The following is an 18,069-nucleotide window of genomic DNA, read 5'->3' as shown; positions in this document are numbered from 1 at the left end:
CCGTAAACGTTTCTTCTACTATACAAAAATTCAAAAATATTACTTTTTAAGAAAATAATTAAATCCTGTGGAAGTTGTTATTTTCGAATCAGCGTCAACTATAAAAACATCTACGTTTTTTTTATCTTCTACATATTTTAAGATTTCCTTTATTGGCATTGAAAAAAAAGCAGTTGATAGCATATCTGCAGTAAAGGCGTCTTCACATATTACTACTACCATTTTTTTGTCTGATACAGGGTAGCCAGTCTTTACATCTAGTATGTGATGATATCTTTTCCCATCTATTTCCACAAAAGTTTGATAATCTCCTGAAACTCCCATAGCCTTATCATCTAAATTTGCAACATCTAAGATTTTCGTAGGATCTGAAGGATTTTGAAGTCCTATCCTCCATTTTTTAGATCCAGGCTTTGTCCCTATTGTCTCTATACTAGATATGGAAGTTATAAAGGCACTCTTTATTCCCATATCTTTCATTATAAGCTTAGCTCTAGAGATTGCATAACCCTTCAAAAAAGATCCCGTGTCTATTTTTTCAACAGGTTTTTCAAACAGAAGATAATCATCTTTTATAGAAACTTTAGAGTAATCTATTTTTGATAGTGCTTTATCAATTTCTTTTTTAGAAGGTAGTTTCTTTTCTGATTCATAAGTTGTAAATCCCCATACATCCATAAGAGGAGATATAGTGATATCATATTTTTTGTTTGAAACTTCATATAGCTCTTCGACTTTTGAAAATATTTCTTTTCCCTCTGAATCAAGTTTTATTTTTTTATCCTTGCTGCTGTTTATTTGATCTATTATACTTCCAGTTTTTTTAGTATTTAATTTACTGTCGATTCTCTCTATCTCTTTAAAGGCAGCCTCAATAGCTTTTTCAGCTTTTTTGCTGTCTTCGTCATAAACAGTTATTTTTATATAGGTGCCAAATGAAAAAAGTTCCTTTTCAATTTTCTGTGATCTTTTGTTTCCACATCCGAATAGTCCTATTACCGACAAAAATAATAAAAACAAGATCTTTTTCATAGCCTACTCCCCAGTTGTTTCCTGAATATCATAACCTATTTTATCTGACAATATCTCTCTAAAAGTTTTTTGGACATTTGTATCTTTCTTTAGACCCTTAACCAATGATTCAGACCCACTTTCAATCTCTCTACATCTTTTTCCTGCAACTGTAGCTAAAACATATTTATTAGGTATTTTATCCAATAATTCATCATAAGTAATTCCTTTTTTCATTTCAAACTCCTCCTTGTAATTTCAGATATTTTAATAAATTAATATTTATGCTTCTTTTTTTATTATTTTTATAAGATCATAACATGCCTGTTCTATGCTGTGGTTGATTACAGTTTTGTCATAATACTTTTCAAATTCCAGCTCTTTTAGAGAGTTTTCAAGTCTAATTCTGACTGTTTCTTCATCCTCTGTTCCTCTTCCCCTAAGCCTGTCTTCAAGATCTTCTTTTGTAGGTGTTTTAAAGAAAATTAAGTTTACATCTGGGTATTCTTCTCTAGCTTGGATTCCCCCCTGAACATCAATCTCTAGAATTATATTCTTCCCTTCGTTAAGTCTTTCCTCTACCTCACTTTTTAAGGTTCCATAGTAGTTGCCGTGTACATTTGCATATTCCAAAAATTCGTTGTTTTTTATCTTATTTTGAAATTCTTCCATTGTGAGAAAATAGTATTCTCTTCCATCTACTTCTCCAGCTCTTGGAGCTCTAGTTGTAGCAGAAACTGCAAGATTTATTTCAAGCATCCTTCTGACTAATTTACAAACAGTAGATTTCCCGGCCCCACTGGGTCCCGAAACTACAAATAAATCACCCTTCTTCATACTTATTCTCCTTTTTCGATTCTGACTGCTATAGTTTCCGGATTTATGGCTGACATTATCACATGGTCTGAATCAGTTATAATTAGTGCTCTTGTTTTTCTTCCAAAAGTAGCATCTATTAATTTGTTTTGAGTTTTAGCTTCTTCTTTAAGACGTTTACTCGGTGCAGAATCAGGAGCTATTATCCCTATTATCCTTTCATCTATCACCATGTTTCCAAAGCCTATATTTATAGGTCTCATTTCTTTGCCTCCTATTCGATATTCAAGGCCTGCTCACGTATTTTCTCAACCTCGTTTTTACATTCTACAACCAGTTTTGATATGTCATACAAATTACATTTTACTCCTGTAGTGTTGAGCTCTCTAAACATCTCCTGAAGAATAAAATCGAGTTTTTTTCCTATACTTGATTCATTTTTTTCAAGTTCTATTTTAAACTGTTCTAAATGACTCTCGAGTCTCGAAGTCTCTTCTGATATATCAGATTTGTCAGTAAATAATAATATTTCCTTCAAAAGATCCTCTTCTTTAAATTCAATATCTCTTCTAACTTTCTCCAATCTTTCTAAGAGTTTCTCTCTGTAGTCTTCTGCAACTTCTTCTTTTTTTTCTATTATCTGAACAACTTTTTCCTCTATAGACTTTATCCGATCTTCAAAATATAGTTTAAGTCTAGAACCCTCTCCCTCTTTCATTTCCAAGAAGGAATCTATGGCTTTATGAAGTGTCTTTTTAACAATATCAGAATATTCAGCCTCGTCTATTTCCAGCTCATTTTTTCTTACTACATTAGGCTGTTTGATCAGAATATCAAGTTTATTGGAGAATTTTTCACTAAAATCCTCTTCTAGTTTTTCCAATACTTTCATGTAAGATGAAGCTAAATTACTGTTGTATTCAAATAGATCTCCGAGTTCTCTCTTATCTTCAAAGTCAATCCTAAGATCTACAGACCCTCTAAAAACTCTCGAAGCTACCTCTGTTTTGATTTTATTTTCCATAAAATTCAATATATAAGGTAACTTTATTTTTAGATTTAAATTTTTGTTATTCACACTTTTTATCTCTATTTTTACTCTAAAGTCATCATTTTCAAATAATTCCTTAGAATAACCAGTCATACTTCTCATAGGAAACCCACCCTCTCTCTCAAAGTTGATCTTTCATTGATAAAATTTTAGATTAATTCCTGTTATAGGATATTCGGTGTTTTTATTTTATAAAGAGTAAAAAATATCAAAATAGGCGACAAAAGTCGCCTATTTTATTAGTCTTGAAGTTTCTTAGGTTCTATCGTCTTATAAGAAGTGAATCCTGTTCCAGCAGGAATCATTTTTCCTATAATTACATTTTCTTTAAGACCTTCTAAATAGTCTTCTTTTCCTTCGATTGCTGCGTTAGAAAGTACTTTTGTCGTCTCTTGGAATGATGCCGCAGAAATAAAGCTTCCAGTATTTACTGCTGCTTTAGTTATTCCCTGGATAATCGGTTGATACTGTATCTCACGTTTACCAGCTGCTCTTAACACTTCATTTTCAAGATCCATTAACCTCTTCTCTACAACTTCATCTTCTAAGAAAAGTGATGAACCAGAATCTACTATTCTGACTTTCTTAAACATCTGCTTAACGATAATCTCTATATGTTTATCATTTACCGTTACCCCTTGATCTCTATATACTTGCTGAACAGACTCTAGTATAAACTGCTCTGCCGCAACAAGACCTTTTATAGAAAGTACGTCATGTGGAGAAATAGCTCCATCTGTGATCTTATCTCCAGATTTTACAAGCATACCATCTGTAACAACAAGGTGTTCCCCTACAGGAACAAGATATTCTTTGAATAAGTCACTGTCACTAGTTGATTTTATTATGATTACTCTCATACCTTTTTTCTTTTTACCGGTAATCTCTACCTTACCGTCTATCTCAGAAAGAGTGGCCTTTCCTTTTGGATTTCTAGCTTCAAAAAGTTCTTGAACTCTCGGAAGACCTCCAGTGATATCCTTTGTTCCGGCTCCCTCAGGAATGATTTTTGCCACGATTTGACCTTTTTTAACTTTGTCTCCTTCTTTAACCATTAAGAAGGCTCCGAATGGTATGTAACAAACTCCGACTTTATTCCCATCGTCATCAAAGAGTATTATTCTAGGGTTAATATCTCCAGATTCTACCGGTTTTATTGCCTGATACTCTGTTACGTCATACTTTTCGTCATAACTCTCTTTTACATATAGCTCTCTATATTCTGCTACACCATCATTGTCAGCTATTATAGGTATATTATAAGGGTCAAATACCACTAGGGTATCCCCCGCTTCTACCATCTGTCCCTCTTCTACTTTAAGAATCGAACCAGAAGGGATCTCATAATCATAGTTTCCTATTATCAGCTTAGCTGACTGAGAAACTACAACTTTATCATCACTGTCTTCAGTTTCAAGTATTTTTACTTCTCTAAATGCTATTCTACCACTGTTTTCAGCCTTTATGCTTGTTGCTGCAGCTGAGGCCATGGCAACTCCACCTGTATGGAAAGTTCTCATTGTAAGCTGAGTTCCAGGTTCTCCGATAGATTGTGCCGCTATTACTCCTACAGCTTCTCCTAAAAGTATCTCTTTATGAGTTGCTAAGTCCATACCATAACACTTCTTACAAACTCCTTTTTCAAGGCTACATGTAAGTGGTGATCTTATCTTGACTTTTTTAATTTCTAGCTCTTCGATTTTATTTATAAGTTCTTTATCTATAATGGTATTTCTAGAGGCTACTAGCTCCCCCTCATGTACTACATCTTCTACAAGGACTCTTCCGTTCAGTCTTTCTGAAAGTTTTTCGATTACATTTCCTTCAGATACAAGCTCTGCTACTTCTATTCCCTCGTGTGTTCCGCAGTCTTCAGAGTTTACTATAACTTCATGCGAAATATCTACAAGTCTTCTTGTTAGGTATCCCGAGTCGGCAGTTCTCAGTGCTGTATCTGCCAGACCTTTTCTAGCTCCGTGAGATGACATGAAGAATTCTAATACAGTTAGACCCTCACGGAAGTTTGCTTTGATAGGTACCTCTATGATTCTTCCCTGTGTATCTGCCATTAGTCCTCTCATGGCTCCAAGTTGTCTCATCTGTGCGATAGATCCTCTTGCTCCTGAGTTGGCCATCATATATACCGGGTTAAATTGGTCTAGGTTTTCCATCATTGCCTTTGTTACATCATCAGTTGCTTTTGACCATACTGCTACTGTTTTTCTATATCTTTCTTCGTTTATTATCTTACCGTCTCTGTAATCCTGTTCGATTTGATCTACCATGTTGTCAGCCTCTTCAAGAATCGACTTTTTAGACTCAGGAATTTCAAGATCCTCTATACCTACAGTTATTCCAGCAAACGTAGCGTAATGATATCCGAAGTTTTTAATGTCATTTATAAGTTCTGCCGTTATAGTAAATCCATGCATCTCATAAAGTTTTGCAATAAGCTTCTTAAGAGGTCCCTTACCGAAAGTAACATTATACATTCTGTTTTCCACAGGAAGCATCTCATTGAAAAGTACTCTACCTGGAGTAGATTCAACAAGCTCAGAGTTTATCCTTACTTTTACAATTGCATGAGTTTCAACCATTCCCAGTTGATAAGCAGTCAAAACTTTATCTATGCTCGAAAAAACCATCCCTTCACCTTTAGCTCCAGGTTTATCTTTTGTCATATAATAACATCCCATAACCATATCTTGAGAAGGTACAGCTACCGGTTCTCCATTTGCAGGAGATATAATGTTATTTGGTGCAAGCATTAGAAGTTTTGCTTCCATTATCGCCTCAGGTGAAAGCATCAAGTGTACTGCCATCTGGTCACCATCGAAATCGGCATTAAATGCAGCACAAACCAATGGGTGAAGTCTGATAGCCTTTCCTTCTATAAGAACAGGTTGGAAAGCCTGTATTGAAAGTCTGTGAAGAGTAGGTGCTCTGTTTAAAAGTACTGGGTGATCCTGGATTACATCCTCAATTACATCCCATACTTTATCATCTGCATCTTCTACAAGTTTTTTAGCTGTCTTTATATTTGAAGCAAGCTCTCTTTTTACAAGTTCTCTCATTATAAAAGGCTTGTATAGTTCAAGGGCCATTTTTTTAGGGATTCCGCACTGATCCATCTTTAGGGACGGACCTACAACGATAACCGATCTAGCAGAATAGTCTACCCTTTTACCGAGAAGGTTCTGTCTAAATCTACCTTGCTTACCTTTTAACATATCAGAAAGAGATTTAAGTTCTCTGTTGTTTTGTGCAACTACAGGCTTTCCTCTTCTTCCGTTATCTATAAGGGCATCCACAGCTTCTTGAAGCATTCTTTTTTCATTTTTTACAACGATTTCAGGTGCTTTTATTTCTAAAAGTTTTTTCAATCTGTTGTTTCTGTTTATTACTCTTCTATAAAGGTCATTCAGATCTGAAGTTGCAAATCTTCCACCGTCTAGCTGCACCATTGGTCTAAGGTCAGCTGGTATCACTGGAACATTTTTTAGTATCATCCATTCAGGTTTATTACCTGACTCACTGAAGTCTCTTACTATTTTAAGTCTTTTTACTATCTTCTTTCTCTTTTGAGAAGAAGTTACATCTTCAAGCTCTTTTTCAAGTTCTACTTGAAGTTCTTCAAGATTTATCTTTTGTAGCAATTTAAGAATAGCTTCTGCACCCATTTGAGCTTCAAAACTTTTTCCGTGTTGCTGTCTGTATAGCTTGTATTCTCTCTCAGTTAAAATCTTTACCTCTTTAAGATTCGTATCACCTGTAGATATTACGATATATCTTGCAAAATAAAGAACTGATTCAAGTTCTTTTGGGGAAATCCCAAGAACAAGAGACATCTTGTTTGGAGTACCTTTAGAGTACCAGATGTGAGAAACTGGAGCGGCAAGATTAATATGCCCCATTCTCTCTCTTCTGACTTTTGCTCTTGTTACTTCTACTCCACACTTTTCACAAACAAGACCTTTATATCTCATTCTTTTGTATTTTCCACAAGCGCATTCCCAGTCCTTAGTTGGACCAAATATTTTTTCACAGAAAAGACCATCCATTTCAGGATTAAGTGTTCTATAGTTAATTGTTTCCGGTTTAGTTACTTCTCCAAAAGACCAATCTTGAATCTTTTCCGGAGATGCTAGTCTAATCCTGATTTTTTCGAAATTTTTAATTCCCATATTAACTGCAAAGCCTCCTTACTTGAGATAAGTATTATATACACTCAAATAGTTATGTGTTCCATACGACCACAATCTTAATTTTTAAGGTCTGCTAAAGAGAACTCCGTTATTGTTTCTTCTTTGTTTAGCTCTTCATTTACATTTATAATATTTTTATCAGTATCAAAGAGTTCTACATCAAGAGCTAGTGCCTGGAATTCCTTAAGTAGTACCTTGAATGATTCTGGTAAGTCAGGCTCTGGCATTTCTTCACCTTTTACAATAGCCTCGTATGTCTTTGTTCTTCCTGCCACGTCATCTGACTTAACAGTTAGCATCTCCTGTAGAATATTTGCTGCCCCATAAGCTTCAAGAGCCCAAACTTCCATTTCACCTAATCTCTGTCCTCCAAATTGAGCTTTACCTCCAAGTGGCTGTTGAGTGACTAGTGAGTAAGGACCGATTGCTCTAGCATGCATTTTATCTTCTACTAGGTGATGAAGTTTAAGCATATACATCCTACCTACAGTTACAGGGTTGTCAAATTTATCCCCTGTTCTACCATCAAACAGTGTTACCTTACCTGTTCTGCTGAATCCTGAAGATTCAAGATAATCTTTTACCTGTGCTTCATTTCCACCATCAAATACAGGAGTGGCTATGTATGTTCCGCCGTCTAAGTCTCCCATTGCAAGTCCTAAATGTACTTCTAGTACCTGACCTATATTCATCCGTGAAGGAACTCCAAGAGGGTTGATAACTACGTCAAGATGTGTTCCGTTAGCTAAGAAAGGCATGTCTTCTGCAGGTAGTACTCTAGAAACTACACCTTTATTACCATGTCTTCCTGACATCTTATCTCCAACAGTTATTTTTCTCTTTTCAGCTACAAATATTCTTATCAGTTTATTTACCCCAGCCTTAAGTTCATCGCCGTTCTCTCTAGAAAGCTCTAGTATCTCAACAATAGTACCTTTAGCTCCATGAGGCATTTTTAAAGATGTGTCTCTTACATCTCTTGCTTTTTCTCCAAATATAGCTCTGAGTAATTTTTCTTCTGCAGGAGGTTCTGTTTCACCTTTCGGTGTAGTTTTTCCTACAAGTATATCTCCAGGTCCTACTTCTGCACCTACTCTGATTACTCCCCTGTCATCAAGGTTTCTAAGAGCTTCTTCAGATACATTAGGAATTTCCCTTGTGATTTCCTCATCACCTAATTTTGTTGATCTGGCTTCTATCTCATATTCCTCTATATGAATTGACGTGAATACGTCATCTTTTCTCAGTCTATCAGAAATCAAAATCGCATCCTCAAAGTTGTATCCTTCCCAAGGCATGAATGCCATCAGGATATTTCTACCAAGTGCCAAATCTCCGCCTTTTGTAGCAGGTCCATCGGCTAGTATAGTTCCAACTTCTACCTCTTCTCCGAGATCAACAAGTGGCTTCTGGTGTAGACACATCGCCTGGTTGGATCTTTCGAAGTTTAATAGTCTATAAGAATGTTCTTTTTTATCTTCATCTAGTACTACTACTTTATTTGCATCTACAGTTACAACTTTCCCTTTAACCTTTGACACCACAACTGCTCCAGAATCTACAGCAACTTTTCTTTCTAGTCCTGTTCCTATAAAAGGTGCTTCTGCTTTCAATAATGGTACCGCTTGTCTTTGCATGTTTGATCCCATAAGTGCTCTGTTGGCATCATCATGCTCTAGGAAAGGTATAAGTCCAGCTGATACTGAAACAACCTGTTTAGGAGAAACATCTAGGAAGTCAACTTTTTCACCTGATACATGAACTATTTCATGTCCAAATCTACAAACAACTTCTCCTACAAGGTTTCCGTCTTCTCCTACAACTGTATCTGCCTGTGCTATAAAGAGTCCTTCCTCTTCGTCAGCAGCTAGATATTTTATGTCATCAAAATCCGCTTTACCATCCTTTACAGTTATATATGGAGTTTCTATAAACCCATACTTATTAACCTTAGCATAGATAGCAAGAGATCCTATAAGACCGATGTTTGGTCCCTCTGGAGTTTCTATAGGACATATTCTACCATAATGTGAATCGTGTACATCACGTACCTCAAATCCTGCCCTTTCTCTAGAAAGTCCACCTGGTCCTAGCGCTGAAATCCTTCTCTTGTGAGTAAGTTCAGCTAGTGGGTTGGATTGGTCCATAAACTGTGAAAGCTGTCCGGAACCAAAGAAGTCTAGAACCAATGCATTAAGAGGTCTCGTATTTAAAAGAGATTGTGGAGTAAGGGTCCCTGCATCTTGTACAGTCATCTTTTCTTTTACCATTTTCCCCATTTTTACAAGTCCTGATCTTATCTGCATCAACAGAAGTTCTCCGACTCCTCTTACCCTTCTGTTTGAAAGATTGTCTATATCATCTGTGTGTCCTGCACCGTTATGAAGTCCAAGAACATATTTTATCGATGCCACTAAGTCTTCTCTTGTCAATACTACTTGATCATCAGGAAGATCTAGTCTCAGTCTCTTATTCATTTTGTATCTACCTACTGAAGCTAGGTCGTATCTTTGAGGATTAAAAAACATCTGTCTGATAAGTGATCTTGCTGAATCAACTGTAACAAGGTCTCCAGGTCTTAGTTTTTTAAATACCTCTGTGACAGCCTCATCTTTATTTTCACTGGTATCTGCCAGCAAGGTATTTGCAAGTATCTTTTCCTCTGGTCTTACTTCCCAGTAATTTATTGATTCGAGTTTCATATCTACTATTTTTTCGATTAACTCTTCATCAATAACTGTCTGTTCCTCAGCTAGTATTTCTCCAGTTTCTTCGTCGAATATATCTTCTTTTACGAAGCTACCTTCAAACTTCGTTCTCAGAATACTTACTAATTCTTCTCTCTCTTTATACTTTTCATAATATTTAGTCAGGTCAAGTTCCTTTATTTTAAAGAACTCTTCCATGATTTCCAAGTTGTCCTGGAAAAAATCTACTGATTTTAGAAATACAGTTGCTAAAACTTTCTTTTTTCTGTCTATTTTGACACTTAAGAAGTCATTTTTGTCTGTTTCAAATTCCAGCCATGTACCTTTATAAGGTATAATTTTTCCTGAAAATAGATCCTTACCTGTCTGTATGTTTTGTTCTTTGTTGAAAGAAACACCAGGTGATCTATGTAGCTGTGACACTACTACTCTTTCTGCACCATTAATTATGAAAGTCCCTCTCTCAGTCATCCTAGGAAGCTCACCAAAGTATACCAATGTTTCTTGTATCTCGTTTCCACTTTTCTTGTTTATGAGTCTAAGCCTTACCTTTAATGAGGCAGAATAGGTTTTACCTCTCTTTTTACACTCAAGCTCATCATTCATTGGTGGCTCTGCTTCGTGCAGTTCATAAGAAAGGTACTCAAGTTTGATGTCTCCGTTAGAAGACTCAATAGGGAAAATTTCTCTAAAAGCCGATTCAAGTCCTTTATCTTCTCTCGTATTTGGAGCTTTTTTGGCTTGTAGGAAATCTTCATAGGAATTTAATTGGAATTCTAGGAAGTGAGGCATCGCTCCTCTTTCTTTTATTCTTCCAAAATTCATTCTTTTAACAAGTTTCCCCATTACTTCACACCCCTTGTTAGTTCTTAATAGTTGATACCTAACCTATTAAAAATAATCTGTTTGAAAATACTGTTTTACACAGATTAGATATCAACTTCATATTTAAAATATTTCGCGTTTTATTTATTTCAAGGCCACTACTCTATAAATGAGTAAAAAGGCACTCTTAATTAAGAGTGCCTATTTTTTTTAAATTGTTAGTAGGATTTAATAAAAGTTAAAAAATAGACTATTTAACTTCTACAGTAGCTCCAGCAGCTTCTAATTTAGCTTTTACTTCTTCAGCTTCCTCTTTAGAAACAGCTTCTTTAACATTTCCTCCAGCTTCAGCTAAGTCTTTAGCTTCTTTAAGTCCAAGTCCAGTGATAGCTCTAAGCTCTTTGATTACTGCTATCTTCTTAGCACCTGCGCTTGTTATAACTACGTCAAACTCAGTTTTTTCTGCAGCAGCAGCTCCAGCTTCAGCAGCTACAGCTACAGGAGCAGCAGCAGTTACACCGAAGTGATCCTCTAATGTTGATACTAAATCTTTTAATTCTAATACTGTCATTGCTTCTAAATCAGCGATGAATTTTTCTCTATCGAATGCCATTTAATTATTCCTCCTTTTTTATTATCTTCTATAATAAGATTTTTATTGTTCTTTTCATCTTAAGGAGATTATTCTCCTGCAGATTCTTTCTTGTCAGCTACAGCTACAGCTGCATATGCAAGTTTTCTGATAGGTCCAAGCATACCATTTAACACCATAGAAAGTAGTTGTTCTCTTGATGGAAGTTTAGCCAGTGCTTCAACTTCAGAAACATCAACTCTCTTTCCAGAAAGTAACCCAGCCTTTATTTTGAATATATCTCTCTTTTTAAGAGCTAATTCTTTTCCTAATTCATAAGTTACTTTAGCAGGCGCCACAACGTCTCCATATCCAAATGCAAATGCCGTAGTTCCTTCTAATACATCGTCAAAACTATCTTCCACTCCAGCTTCTTTAAGAGCTATTTTGAAAAGTCTGTTTTTAGCAACGATGTATTCTGCTCCAGCTTCTCTGATCTGTTTTCTTAATTCTGTTTCTTCATTAACTTTTAAACCTCTATAGTCAATGAAAACAATAGAATCAGATTTTTTGATCTTTTCGCTTAGTTGATCTATAACCTGTTTTTTTAATTCAGTTGCCATTATCTATTCACCTCCTCTTTTTCTGAAAAATAACCCCCGATCCAAAGACAGGAACGGAGGTTGAAAGCATACTTGAGGTTAGTGATAACTTGCCCCAACCTCGGTAGGATGTTTAAGGCTTGTGCCACCTACGGTCTTTGGTTTGGATATATATTAAATTTTCATCCAACTAATACTATTATGCACCTAAGTACTTAGATACAAGAAGTGGATCCATTTTGATCCCTGGTCCCATTGTTAGGGATATTGCTACAGTTTTAAGATATTGACCTTTTGCAGCTGATGGCTTTAACCTCTGGATCTCTGCCATAAAAGCTTTGAAGTTTTCTTCGATTTTTACACCGTCGAAATCTGCCTTACCGATAGGTACATGAATAGATCCTAATTTGTCTACTCTAAAGGCAAGCTTCCCTTTCTTGAATTCAGATACTGCTTGAGCAATGTTTGGTGTTACTGTTCCTGATTTAGGGTTAGGCATAAGTCCTTTTGTTCCAAGTACTCTTCCTAATTTTCCTAGTTTAGGCATCATGTCTGGAGTAGCTATAACTACATCAAAGTCAAACCAACCTTGTTGGATCTTTTCGATATATTCTTCTGCACCTGCATAATCTGCACCTGCATCTAGAGCTTTCTGCACATTATCTCCAGAAGTTATAGCAAGAACCTTTACATTTTTACCAGTACCATGTGGAAGAACAACAGTTCCTCTTATTTGTTGGTCAGCATGTCTTGGGTCTACTCCTAATCTAAGAGCAACCTCTATAGTTTCTACGAATTTCGCAGTTTTTGTTTTTGCAACAAGCTCTAAAGCTTCGTTTACATCATAAAGCTTCCCTATTTCAACTAGTTTAGCTATCTCTAAGTATTTTTTACCTCTTTTAGCCATTCCTTAACTTTCCTCCTTCTGTGGTTAAGCGGAATTTTTAGTTCCTACCACTTATTTTCACTCTATAAATAAAGCCGATTCCCAAAAATTAGTCTACTATTTTTATTCCCATAGATCTTGCAGATCCAGCAAGAATGTTCATAGCTGCTTCAATAGTTCCAGCATTTAAGTCTGGCATTTTAGTTTCTGCTAATTCTTTAAGTTGTGCTTTAGTGATTGTTCCTGCTGTCTCTTTTAAAGAGTTAGCAGCTCCAGATTTGATCCCTGCAGATTTTTTAAGTAAGTCAGATGCAGGTGGAGTCTTTAGAATGAATGTAAAACTTCTATCGTTATAAACAGAAATTTCTACTGGTATAATCCATCCAGCTTTATCTTGAGTTTTAGCGTTGAAAGCTTTACAGAATTCCATGATGTTAACACCATGTTGTCCTAATGCAGGTCCTACTGGTGGAGCTGGATTAGCCTTTCCCGCTGGTAATTGTAACTTAATTAATCCGATTACTTCTTTTGCCATTTTTTAAGTTGCACCTCCATAATATCTGTGGTCATATTGATTTGTTATCTCCCACTTGCCGAAAGCGTAGCTTAGGCTTTTTTGACACCGTCGAAACCTACTTCAACAGGAGTCATCCTACCAAACATTTCGACCATGACTTTGACTCTTTTATGTTCCATGTCGATTTCAGCTACTTTTCCTCCGTGTCCAGAAAGTCCACCTTCAAGAAGCTCGACATAATCTCCGACACTAAAGTTAATTTGAACCGTTTCTTTTACTTCTTTATCATCACCGTCATTAAGCCCGATAACTCTAAATATATTTTCTACTTCTTCGTCTTCCATAGGTATCGGATCAGATCCTACTCCTACAAAACCTGTTACTCCGTTGGTATTTCTTATGATATACCAGGCATCAGAGTCGACTTTGAAGTTTATGCCGTCAGCACTTTCTTCCCTAGTAACAATCATCTCAACCATTACATATCCAGGAAAAAGTTTTCTTGCCACAACTTTCTTTTTACCTCTTCTTAATTCCACACTTTCCTCTTCAGGAACAAGAATTCTTGTAACGATCTCTCCTTTTTCGAGAGTTTCTATTTTCTGTTCAAGATCTGTTTTCACTTTTTTCTCATACCCCGAATAAGTGTGGATCATGAACCATTTTTTTACTATAGCTTTTTCCATTCCTTACCCTCCAAAACTGGATACGAGCATATCTAAAAGTCTAGAAGCAATTAAGTCGAAAACTCCCAAATATACACTTAATGCGACACTCATAGCTGCAACAATTATAGTAGCGTGTTTCACTTCCTCTTTGTTAGGCCATGTCACCTTAGCATATTCCATTTTTATCTCTTCGATAAATTTCATAGGACCACCTTCAATACTCAATATAAAAAAATGGCAGGTCAAGAGGGACTCGAACCCCCAACCCTCGGTTTTGGAGACCGATGCTCTACCAATTGAGCCATTGACCTGCACGTTGTAAACTTAGTTATTGTATTGATTATTTTTTAGTTTCTTTGTGTAGCGTTACTTTCTTATCCCACTTGCAGTACTTGTTCATTTCTAATCTGTCTGTTGTGTTCTTTTTGTTTTTAGCAGTGCTATAATTCCTTCTTTTGCACTCAGTACACTCTAATTGGATATTAACTCTCATTATTACACCTCCACTCACTTATCGGATATTACTAACTATCCTCCCATACCAATTCGTATGGTCATTCACTGATAGAGCTTCACTTTTGCTTTCCAAGACGAGATTAATAATAACATAGTTTTGGAATTGTGTCAACCTTTTTTATTTTTTTATTTGAAGTTTTTTCAATTGCTCGTTATTGACGCTTAACAAATAAAAAAAGCTTGGCAAGTACCTATCCTCCCAGAGGGCTGCCCCTCAAGTACTTTCAGCGTATGCAGGCTTAACTTCTGGGTTCGGAATGTGACCAGGTGTACCCCTACAGCTATTCTCACCAAGCTATATAAAAAATTCATTATTTTGTAATGGCGCTTCCAGCTGGACTCGAACCAGCGACAACGCGATTAACAGTCGCGCGCTCTACCAACTGAGCTATGGAAGCACATATTTAAAAGCTTGGCAAGTACCTATCCTCCCAGAGGGCTGCCCCTCAAGTACTTTCAGCGTATGCAGGCTTAACTTCTGGGTTCGGAATGTGACCAGGTGTACCCCTACAGCTATTCTCACCAAGCTGTTATCAACATTTATATATTGATATCATATTCTTTTGTCTGTCATGGACATTCAAAACTATATAGTAGATTTAGGTTAAGACTTCGACATATTAGTATTGGTCAGCTAAAAACCTCACGGTCCTTACACCCCCAACCTATCAACCTCCTAGTCTCGAAGGTGTCTTAGTTCATATAGAACAGAGTACTTATCTCAAAGCTGGCTTCCCGCTTAGATGCTTTCAGCGGTTATCCGTTCCAAACGTGACTACCCAGCTGTGCCACTGGCGTGACAACTGGTACATCAGAGGTTTGTCCATCCCGGTCCTCTCGTACTAAGGACAGATCTTTTCAATACTCTTGCGCCTGCAGTGGATAGGGACCGAACTGTCTCACGACGTTCTGAACCCAGCTCACGTACCGCTTTAATGGGCGAACAGCCCAACCCTTGGGACCTTCTCCAGCCCCAGGATGCGATGAGCCGACATCGAGGTGCCAAACTTTGCCGTCGATATGGACTCTCGGGCAAAATCAGCCTGTTATCCCCAGAGTAGCTTTTATCCGTTGAGCGACGACCCTTCCATTCGGAATCGCCGGATCACTATGTCCTGCTTTCGCACCTGCTCGACCTGTCAGTCTCGCAGTCAAGCTCCCTTATGCCATTGCACTCTTCGGTTGATTTCCATCCAACCTGAGGGAACCTTTGAACGCCTCCGTTACTCTTTCGGAGGCGACCGCCCCAGTCAAACTGCCCACCTAGCACTGTCTCCATGCGTACAAAGCACAGATTAGAATTTCAAAATTACGTGGTTGGTATTCCACCAGCGACTCACACACAGCTAGCGCCATGCCTTCATAGTCTCCCAACTATCCTATACACGTAATGCCAAAACCCAATACCAAGCTACAGTAAAGCTTCATGGGGTCTTTCCGTCCTACTGCAGGTAACCGGTATCTTCACCGGTAGTACAATTTCACCAGGCCTCCCGCCAAGACAGCTCTCAAGTCATTACACCATTCGTGCAGGTCGGAACTTACCCGACAAGGAATTTCGCTACCTTAGGACCGTTATAGTTACGGCCGCCGTTCACCGGGGCTTCAATTCGGAGCTCTCACTCCTCCTCTTAACCTTCCGGCACTGGGCAGGTGTCAGCCCATATACATCGCCTTTCAGCTTAGCATAGACCTGTGTTTTTGCTAAACAGTTGCTTGAGACTCTTCACTGCGGCCACCAATCGCTTTAGTTCGCTTGTAACTATCACAATCAGTGGCACCCCTTCTCCCGAAGTTACGGGGCCATTTTGCAGAGTTCCTTAGCGAGAGTTAGCCTGTACGCCTTAGGTTTCTCACCCTGAACACCTGTGTCGGTTTCGGGTACGGGCGGTTATAATTTAACGTTTAGAAGCTTTTCTCGACAGCGTGGGATTTGCGCCTTCGTCCGAAGACTCCGCGTAACACCTCAGATATAACCTGGCGGATTTTCCTACCAAGTCACCCTACATGCTTGCACATGGACAACCGTCGCCATGCGCGCATACCCTTCTGCGTCCCTCCATCACAAACTATAACCGGCGCAGGAATATTAACCTGCTTTCCATTCGCCTACGCAATCTAGCCTCGGCTTAGGTCCCGGCTTACCCAGGGAAGACAAACTTTACCCTGGAACCCTTGTTCTTCCGGCGAGGGGGATTCTCGCCCCCTTTCTCGCTACTCATTCCTGCATTCTCACTTCTGATACCTCCAGGGTCCCTTATCAGTTCCCCTTCAACGGCCTACAGAACGCTCTCCTACCAATCCAACTTAAAAGTTGAATTCCACGACTTCGGTTTATAGCTTAGCCCCGTTACATTGTCGGCGCAGAGACTCTCGACCAGTGAGCTATTACGCACTCTTTAAAGGTATGGCTGCTTCTAAGCCAACCTCCTGGTTGTTACAGAATCTCCACCTCCTTTCCCACTTAGCTATAATTAGGGACCTTAGTCGGTGGTCTGGGCTGTTTCCCTTTTGACCATGGATCTTAGTACCCATAGTCTCACTCCTAAGCTCTAGAACTATGGTATTCGGAGTTTGATTGATTTCGGTAAGCGGTACGCCCCCTAGACCATTCAGTGCTCTACCCCCATAGTTGAACGCTTAAGGCTGCACCTAAATGCATTTCGGAGAGAACGAGCTATCTCCTGGTTCGATTGGCTTTTCACCCCTATACCTACCTCATCCCCCGGCTTTTCAACGACGGTGGGTTCGGACCTCCACTGTGTCTTACCACAGCTTCATCCTGGACAGGCATAGATCACCAGGTTTCGCGTCTACGACCAGCGACTGTATCGCCCTATTCAGACTCGGTTTCCCTACGGCTCCGTTATACTTAACCTTGCCACTGATCGTAACTCGCAGGATCATTCTCCAAAAGGCACGCCATCAGTCCGAAGACCTCTGACCGCTTGTAAGCACACGGTTTCAGGTTCTATTTCACTCCCCTCCCGGGGTTCTTTTCACCTTTCCCTCACGGTACTATTCACTATCGGTTAACAAGAGTATTTAGCCTTACGAGATATGGTCCTCGCAGATTCACACAGGGTTTCACGTGTCCCGTGCTACTCGGGAGAGAACACACAACTTAAAGAGTTTACCTGTACGGGGCTATCACCCGCTACGGCGGAACTTTCCAATTCCTTCCAGTTACGTCTTTAAAATTGCCGGATACCTTGTAGTTCTCCAGGCGTTCTTCCCACTACCCCAATACAGCAACGGCTACATCCTTGACACTGTATTGGTTTAGGCTCATCCCCGTTCGCTCGCCGCTACTTAGGGAATCGTTTTTACTTTATTTTCCTCGGGTTACTTAGATGTTTCAGTTCACCCACTTACCTCTTTCGCGCTAGATCTTCAATCTAGCAGGTTGCCCCATTGGGAAATCTGCGGATCAATGCTCAATTGCAGCTAACCACAGCTTATCGCAGCTTATCACGTCCTTCATCGGCTCTTGTTACCTAGGCATTCTCCGTGCGCCCTTAATATCTTAACCTAAATTGTTCATCAGCTAACTCTCTTTCTTGGCAAATTTTACTTCGAATGAAATAAATCCATCCTCGAAAATTTCTTCAGAAAAAAAATTTTATGTTGATTTCTCTACTATATAGTTTCCAATGTCCATCTCAGTAATTATTCAAACCTTTACAGGAAAGA

The 18,069-nt window shown here is 38.4% G+C and carries 14 protein-coding genes, 2 tRNA genes, 3 rRNA genes and 1 other annotated feature; all 19 genes read right to left on the bottom strand.

Annotated features, from left to right (window positions below):
- Positions 1–39 precede the first annotated feature (39 nt).
- Positions 40–1,032 (bottom strand): FAD:protein FMN transferase, encoded by a 993-nt coding sequence (locus ILYOP_RS01010; protein ID WP_013386645.1) that lies wholly within the window; start codon positions 1,030–1,032, stop codon positions 40–42.
- A 3-nt stretch (positions 1,033–1,035) separates the two neighbouring features.
- Positions 1,036–1,248, bottom strand: coding sequence for a DNA-directed RNA polymerase subunit omega (gene rpoZ, locus ILYOP_RS01005; protein ID WP_013386644.1), 213 nt, complete (start codon positions 1,246–1,248; stop codon positions 1,036–1,038).
- 45 nt (positions 1,249–1,293) lie between these two features.
- The gene (gene gmk, locus ILYOP_RS01000) at positions 1,294–1,848 is read right to left on the bottom strand and encodes a guanylate kinase (RefSeq protein WP_013386643.1); all 555 of its coding nucleotides are present in this window, start codon (positions 1,846–1,848) and stop codon (positions 1,294–1,296) included.
- A 2-nt stretch (positions 1,849–1,850) separates the two neighbouring features.
- Entirely contained in the window at positions 1,851–2,090 is a 240-nt protein-coding gene (locus ILYOP_RS00995; RefSeq protein WP_013386642.1) for an extracellular matrix/biofilm biosynthesis regulator RemA family protein, read from the bottom strand.
- Between the two features lie 11 nt (positions 2,091–2,101).
- Positions 2,102–2,980 (bottom strand): YicC/YloC family endoribonuclease, encoded by an 879-nt coding sequence (locus tag ILYOP_RS00990; RefSeq protein ID WP_013386641.1) that lies wholly within the window; start codon positions 2,978–2,980, stop codon positions 2,102–2,104.
- Between the two features lie 137 nt (positions 2,981–3,117).
- Positions 3,118–7,062 carry a DNA-directed RNA polymerase subunit beta' gene (rpoC, locus tag ILYOP_RS00985; protein WP_013386640.1) on the bottom strand — a complete coding sequence of 1,315 codons (3,945 nt, stop codon included), beginning with the start codon at positions 7,060–7,062 and terminating at the stop codon, positions 3,118–3,120.
- A 77-nt stretch (positions 7,063–7,139) separates the two neighbouring features.
- On the bottom strand, positions 7,140–10,637 hold the full coding sequence (gene rpoB / locus ILYOP_RS00980) for a DNA-directed RNA polymerase subunit beta (RefSeq protein WP_013386639.1): 3,498 nt from the start codon (positions 10,635–10,637) through the stop codon (positions 7,140–7,142).
- 229 nt (positions 10,638–10,866) lie between these two features.
- The gene (gene rplL, locus ILYOP_RS00975; RefSeq protein ID WP_013386638.1) at positions 10,867–11,229 is read right to left on the bottom strand and encodes a 50S ribosomal protein L7/L12; all 363 of its coding nucleotides are present in this window, start codon (positions 11,227–11,229) and stop codon (positions 10,867–10,869) included.
- 68 nt (positions 11,230–11,297) lie between these two features.
- Positions 11,298–11,810 carry a 50S ribosomal protein L10 gene (gene rplJ / locus ILYOP_RS00970; protein WP_013386637.1) on the bottom strand — a complete coding sequence of 171 codons (513 nt, stop codon included), beginning with the start codon at positions 11,808–11,810 and terminating at the stop codon, positions 11,298–11,300.
- 18 nt (positions 11,811–11,828) lie between these two features.
- Positions 11,829–11,969: a sequence feature (ribosomal protein L10 leader region), on the bottom strand.
- Positions 11,970–11,988: 19 nt separating this feature from the next.
- Positions 11,989–12,696: a 50S ribosomal protein L1 gene (rplA, locus tag ILYOP_RS00965; RefSeq protein WP_013386636.1), complete on the bottom strand. Its 708-nt coding sequence runs from the start codon at positions 12,694–12,696 to the stop codon at positions 11,989–11,991.
- An 88-nt stretch (positions 12,697–12,784) separates the two neighbouring features.
- Positions 12,785–13,210: a 50S ribosomal protein L11 gene (gene rplK / locus ILYOP_RS00960; protein WP_013386635.1), complete on the bottom strand. Its 426-nt coding sequence runs from the start codon at positions 13,208–13,210 to the stop codon at positions 12,785–12,787.
- A gap of 71 nt (positions 13,211–13,281) precedes the next feature.
- Positions 13,282–13,878 carry a transcription termination/antitermination protein NusG gene (gene nusG / locus ILYOP_RS00955; RefSeq protein ID WP_013386634.1) on the bottom strand — a complete coding sequence of 199 codons (597 nt, stop codon included), beginning with the start codon at positions 13,876–13,878 and terminating at the stop codon, positions 13,282–13,284.
- Positions 13,879–13,881: 3 nt separating this feature from the next.
- Complete coding sequence (gene secE, locus ILYOP_RS00950) at positions 13,882–14,064, bottom strand: preprotein translocase subunit SecE (RefSeq protein WP_013386633.1); 183 nt, start codon at positions 14,062–14,064, stop codon at positions 13,882–13,884.
- Between the two features lie 31 nt (positions 14,065–14,095).
- Positions 14,096–14,171: transfer RNA gene (locus ILYOP_RS00945), tRNA-Trp, on the bottom strand.
- A 29-nt stretch (positions 14,172–14,200) separates the two neighbouring features.
- Entirely contained in the window at positions 14,201–14,353 is a 153-nt protein-coding gene (rpmG, locus tag ILYOP_RS00940) for a 50S ribosomal protein L33 (protein ID WP_013386632.1), read from the bottom strand.
- A gap of 201 nt (positions 14,354–14,554) precedes the next feature.
- Positions 14,555–14,671 (bottom strand): 5S ribosomal RNA (rrf, locus tag ILYOP_RS00935).
- Between the two features lie 27 nt (positions 14,672–14,698).
- Positions 14,699–14,774: transfer RNA gene (locus tag ILYOP_RS00930), tRNA-Asn, on the bottom strand.
- A gap of 12 nt (positions 14,775–14,786) precedes the next feature.
- Positions 14,787–14,903 (bottom strand): 5S ribosomal RNA (gene rrf, locus ILYOP_RS00925).
- A 73-nt stretch (positions 14,904–14,976) separates the two neighbouring features.
- Positions 14,977–17,908, bottom strand: a 23S ribosomal RNA gene (locus tag ILYOP_RS00920).
- Between the last annotated feature and the right edge of the window lie 161 nt (positions 17,909–18,069).

Origin of the sequence: Ilyobacter polytropus DSM 2926, assembly GCF_000165505.1 — a bacterium.
In the GTDB taxonomy this organism is placed as follows: Bacteria; Fusobacteriota; Fusobacteriia; order Fusobacteriales; family Fusobacteriaceae; genus Ilyobacter; species Ilyobacter polytropus.
This window is presented reverse-complemented; position numbering and strand designations above follow the sequence as displayed.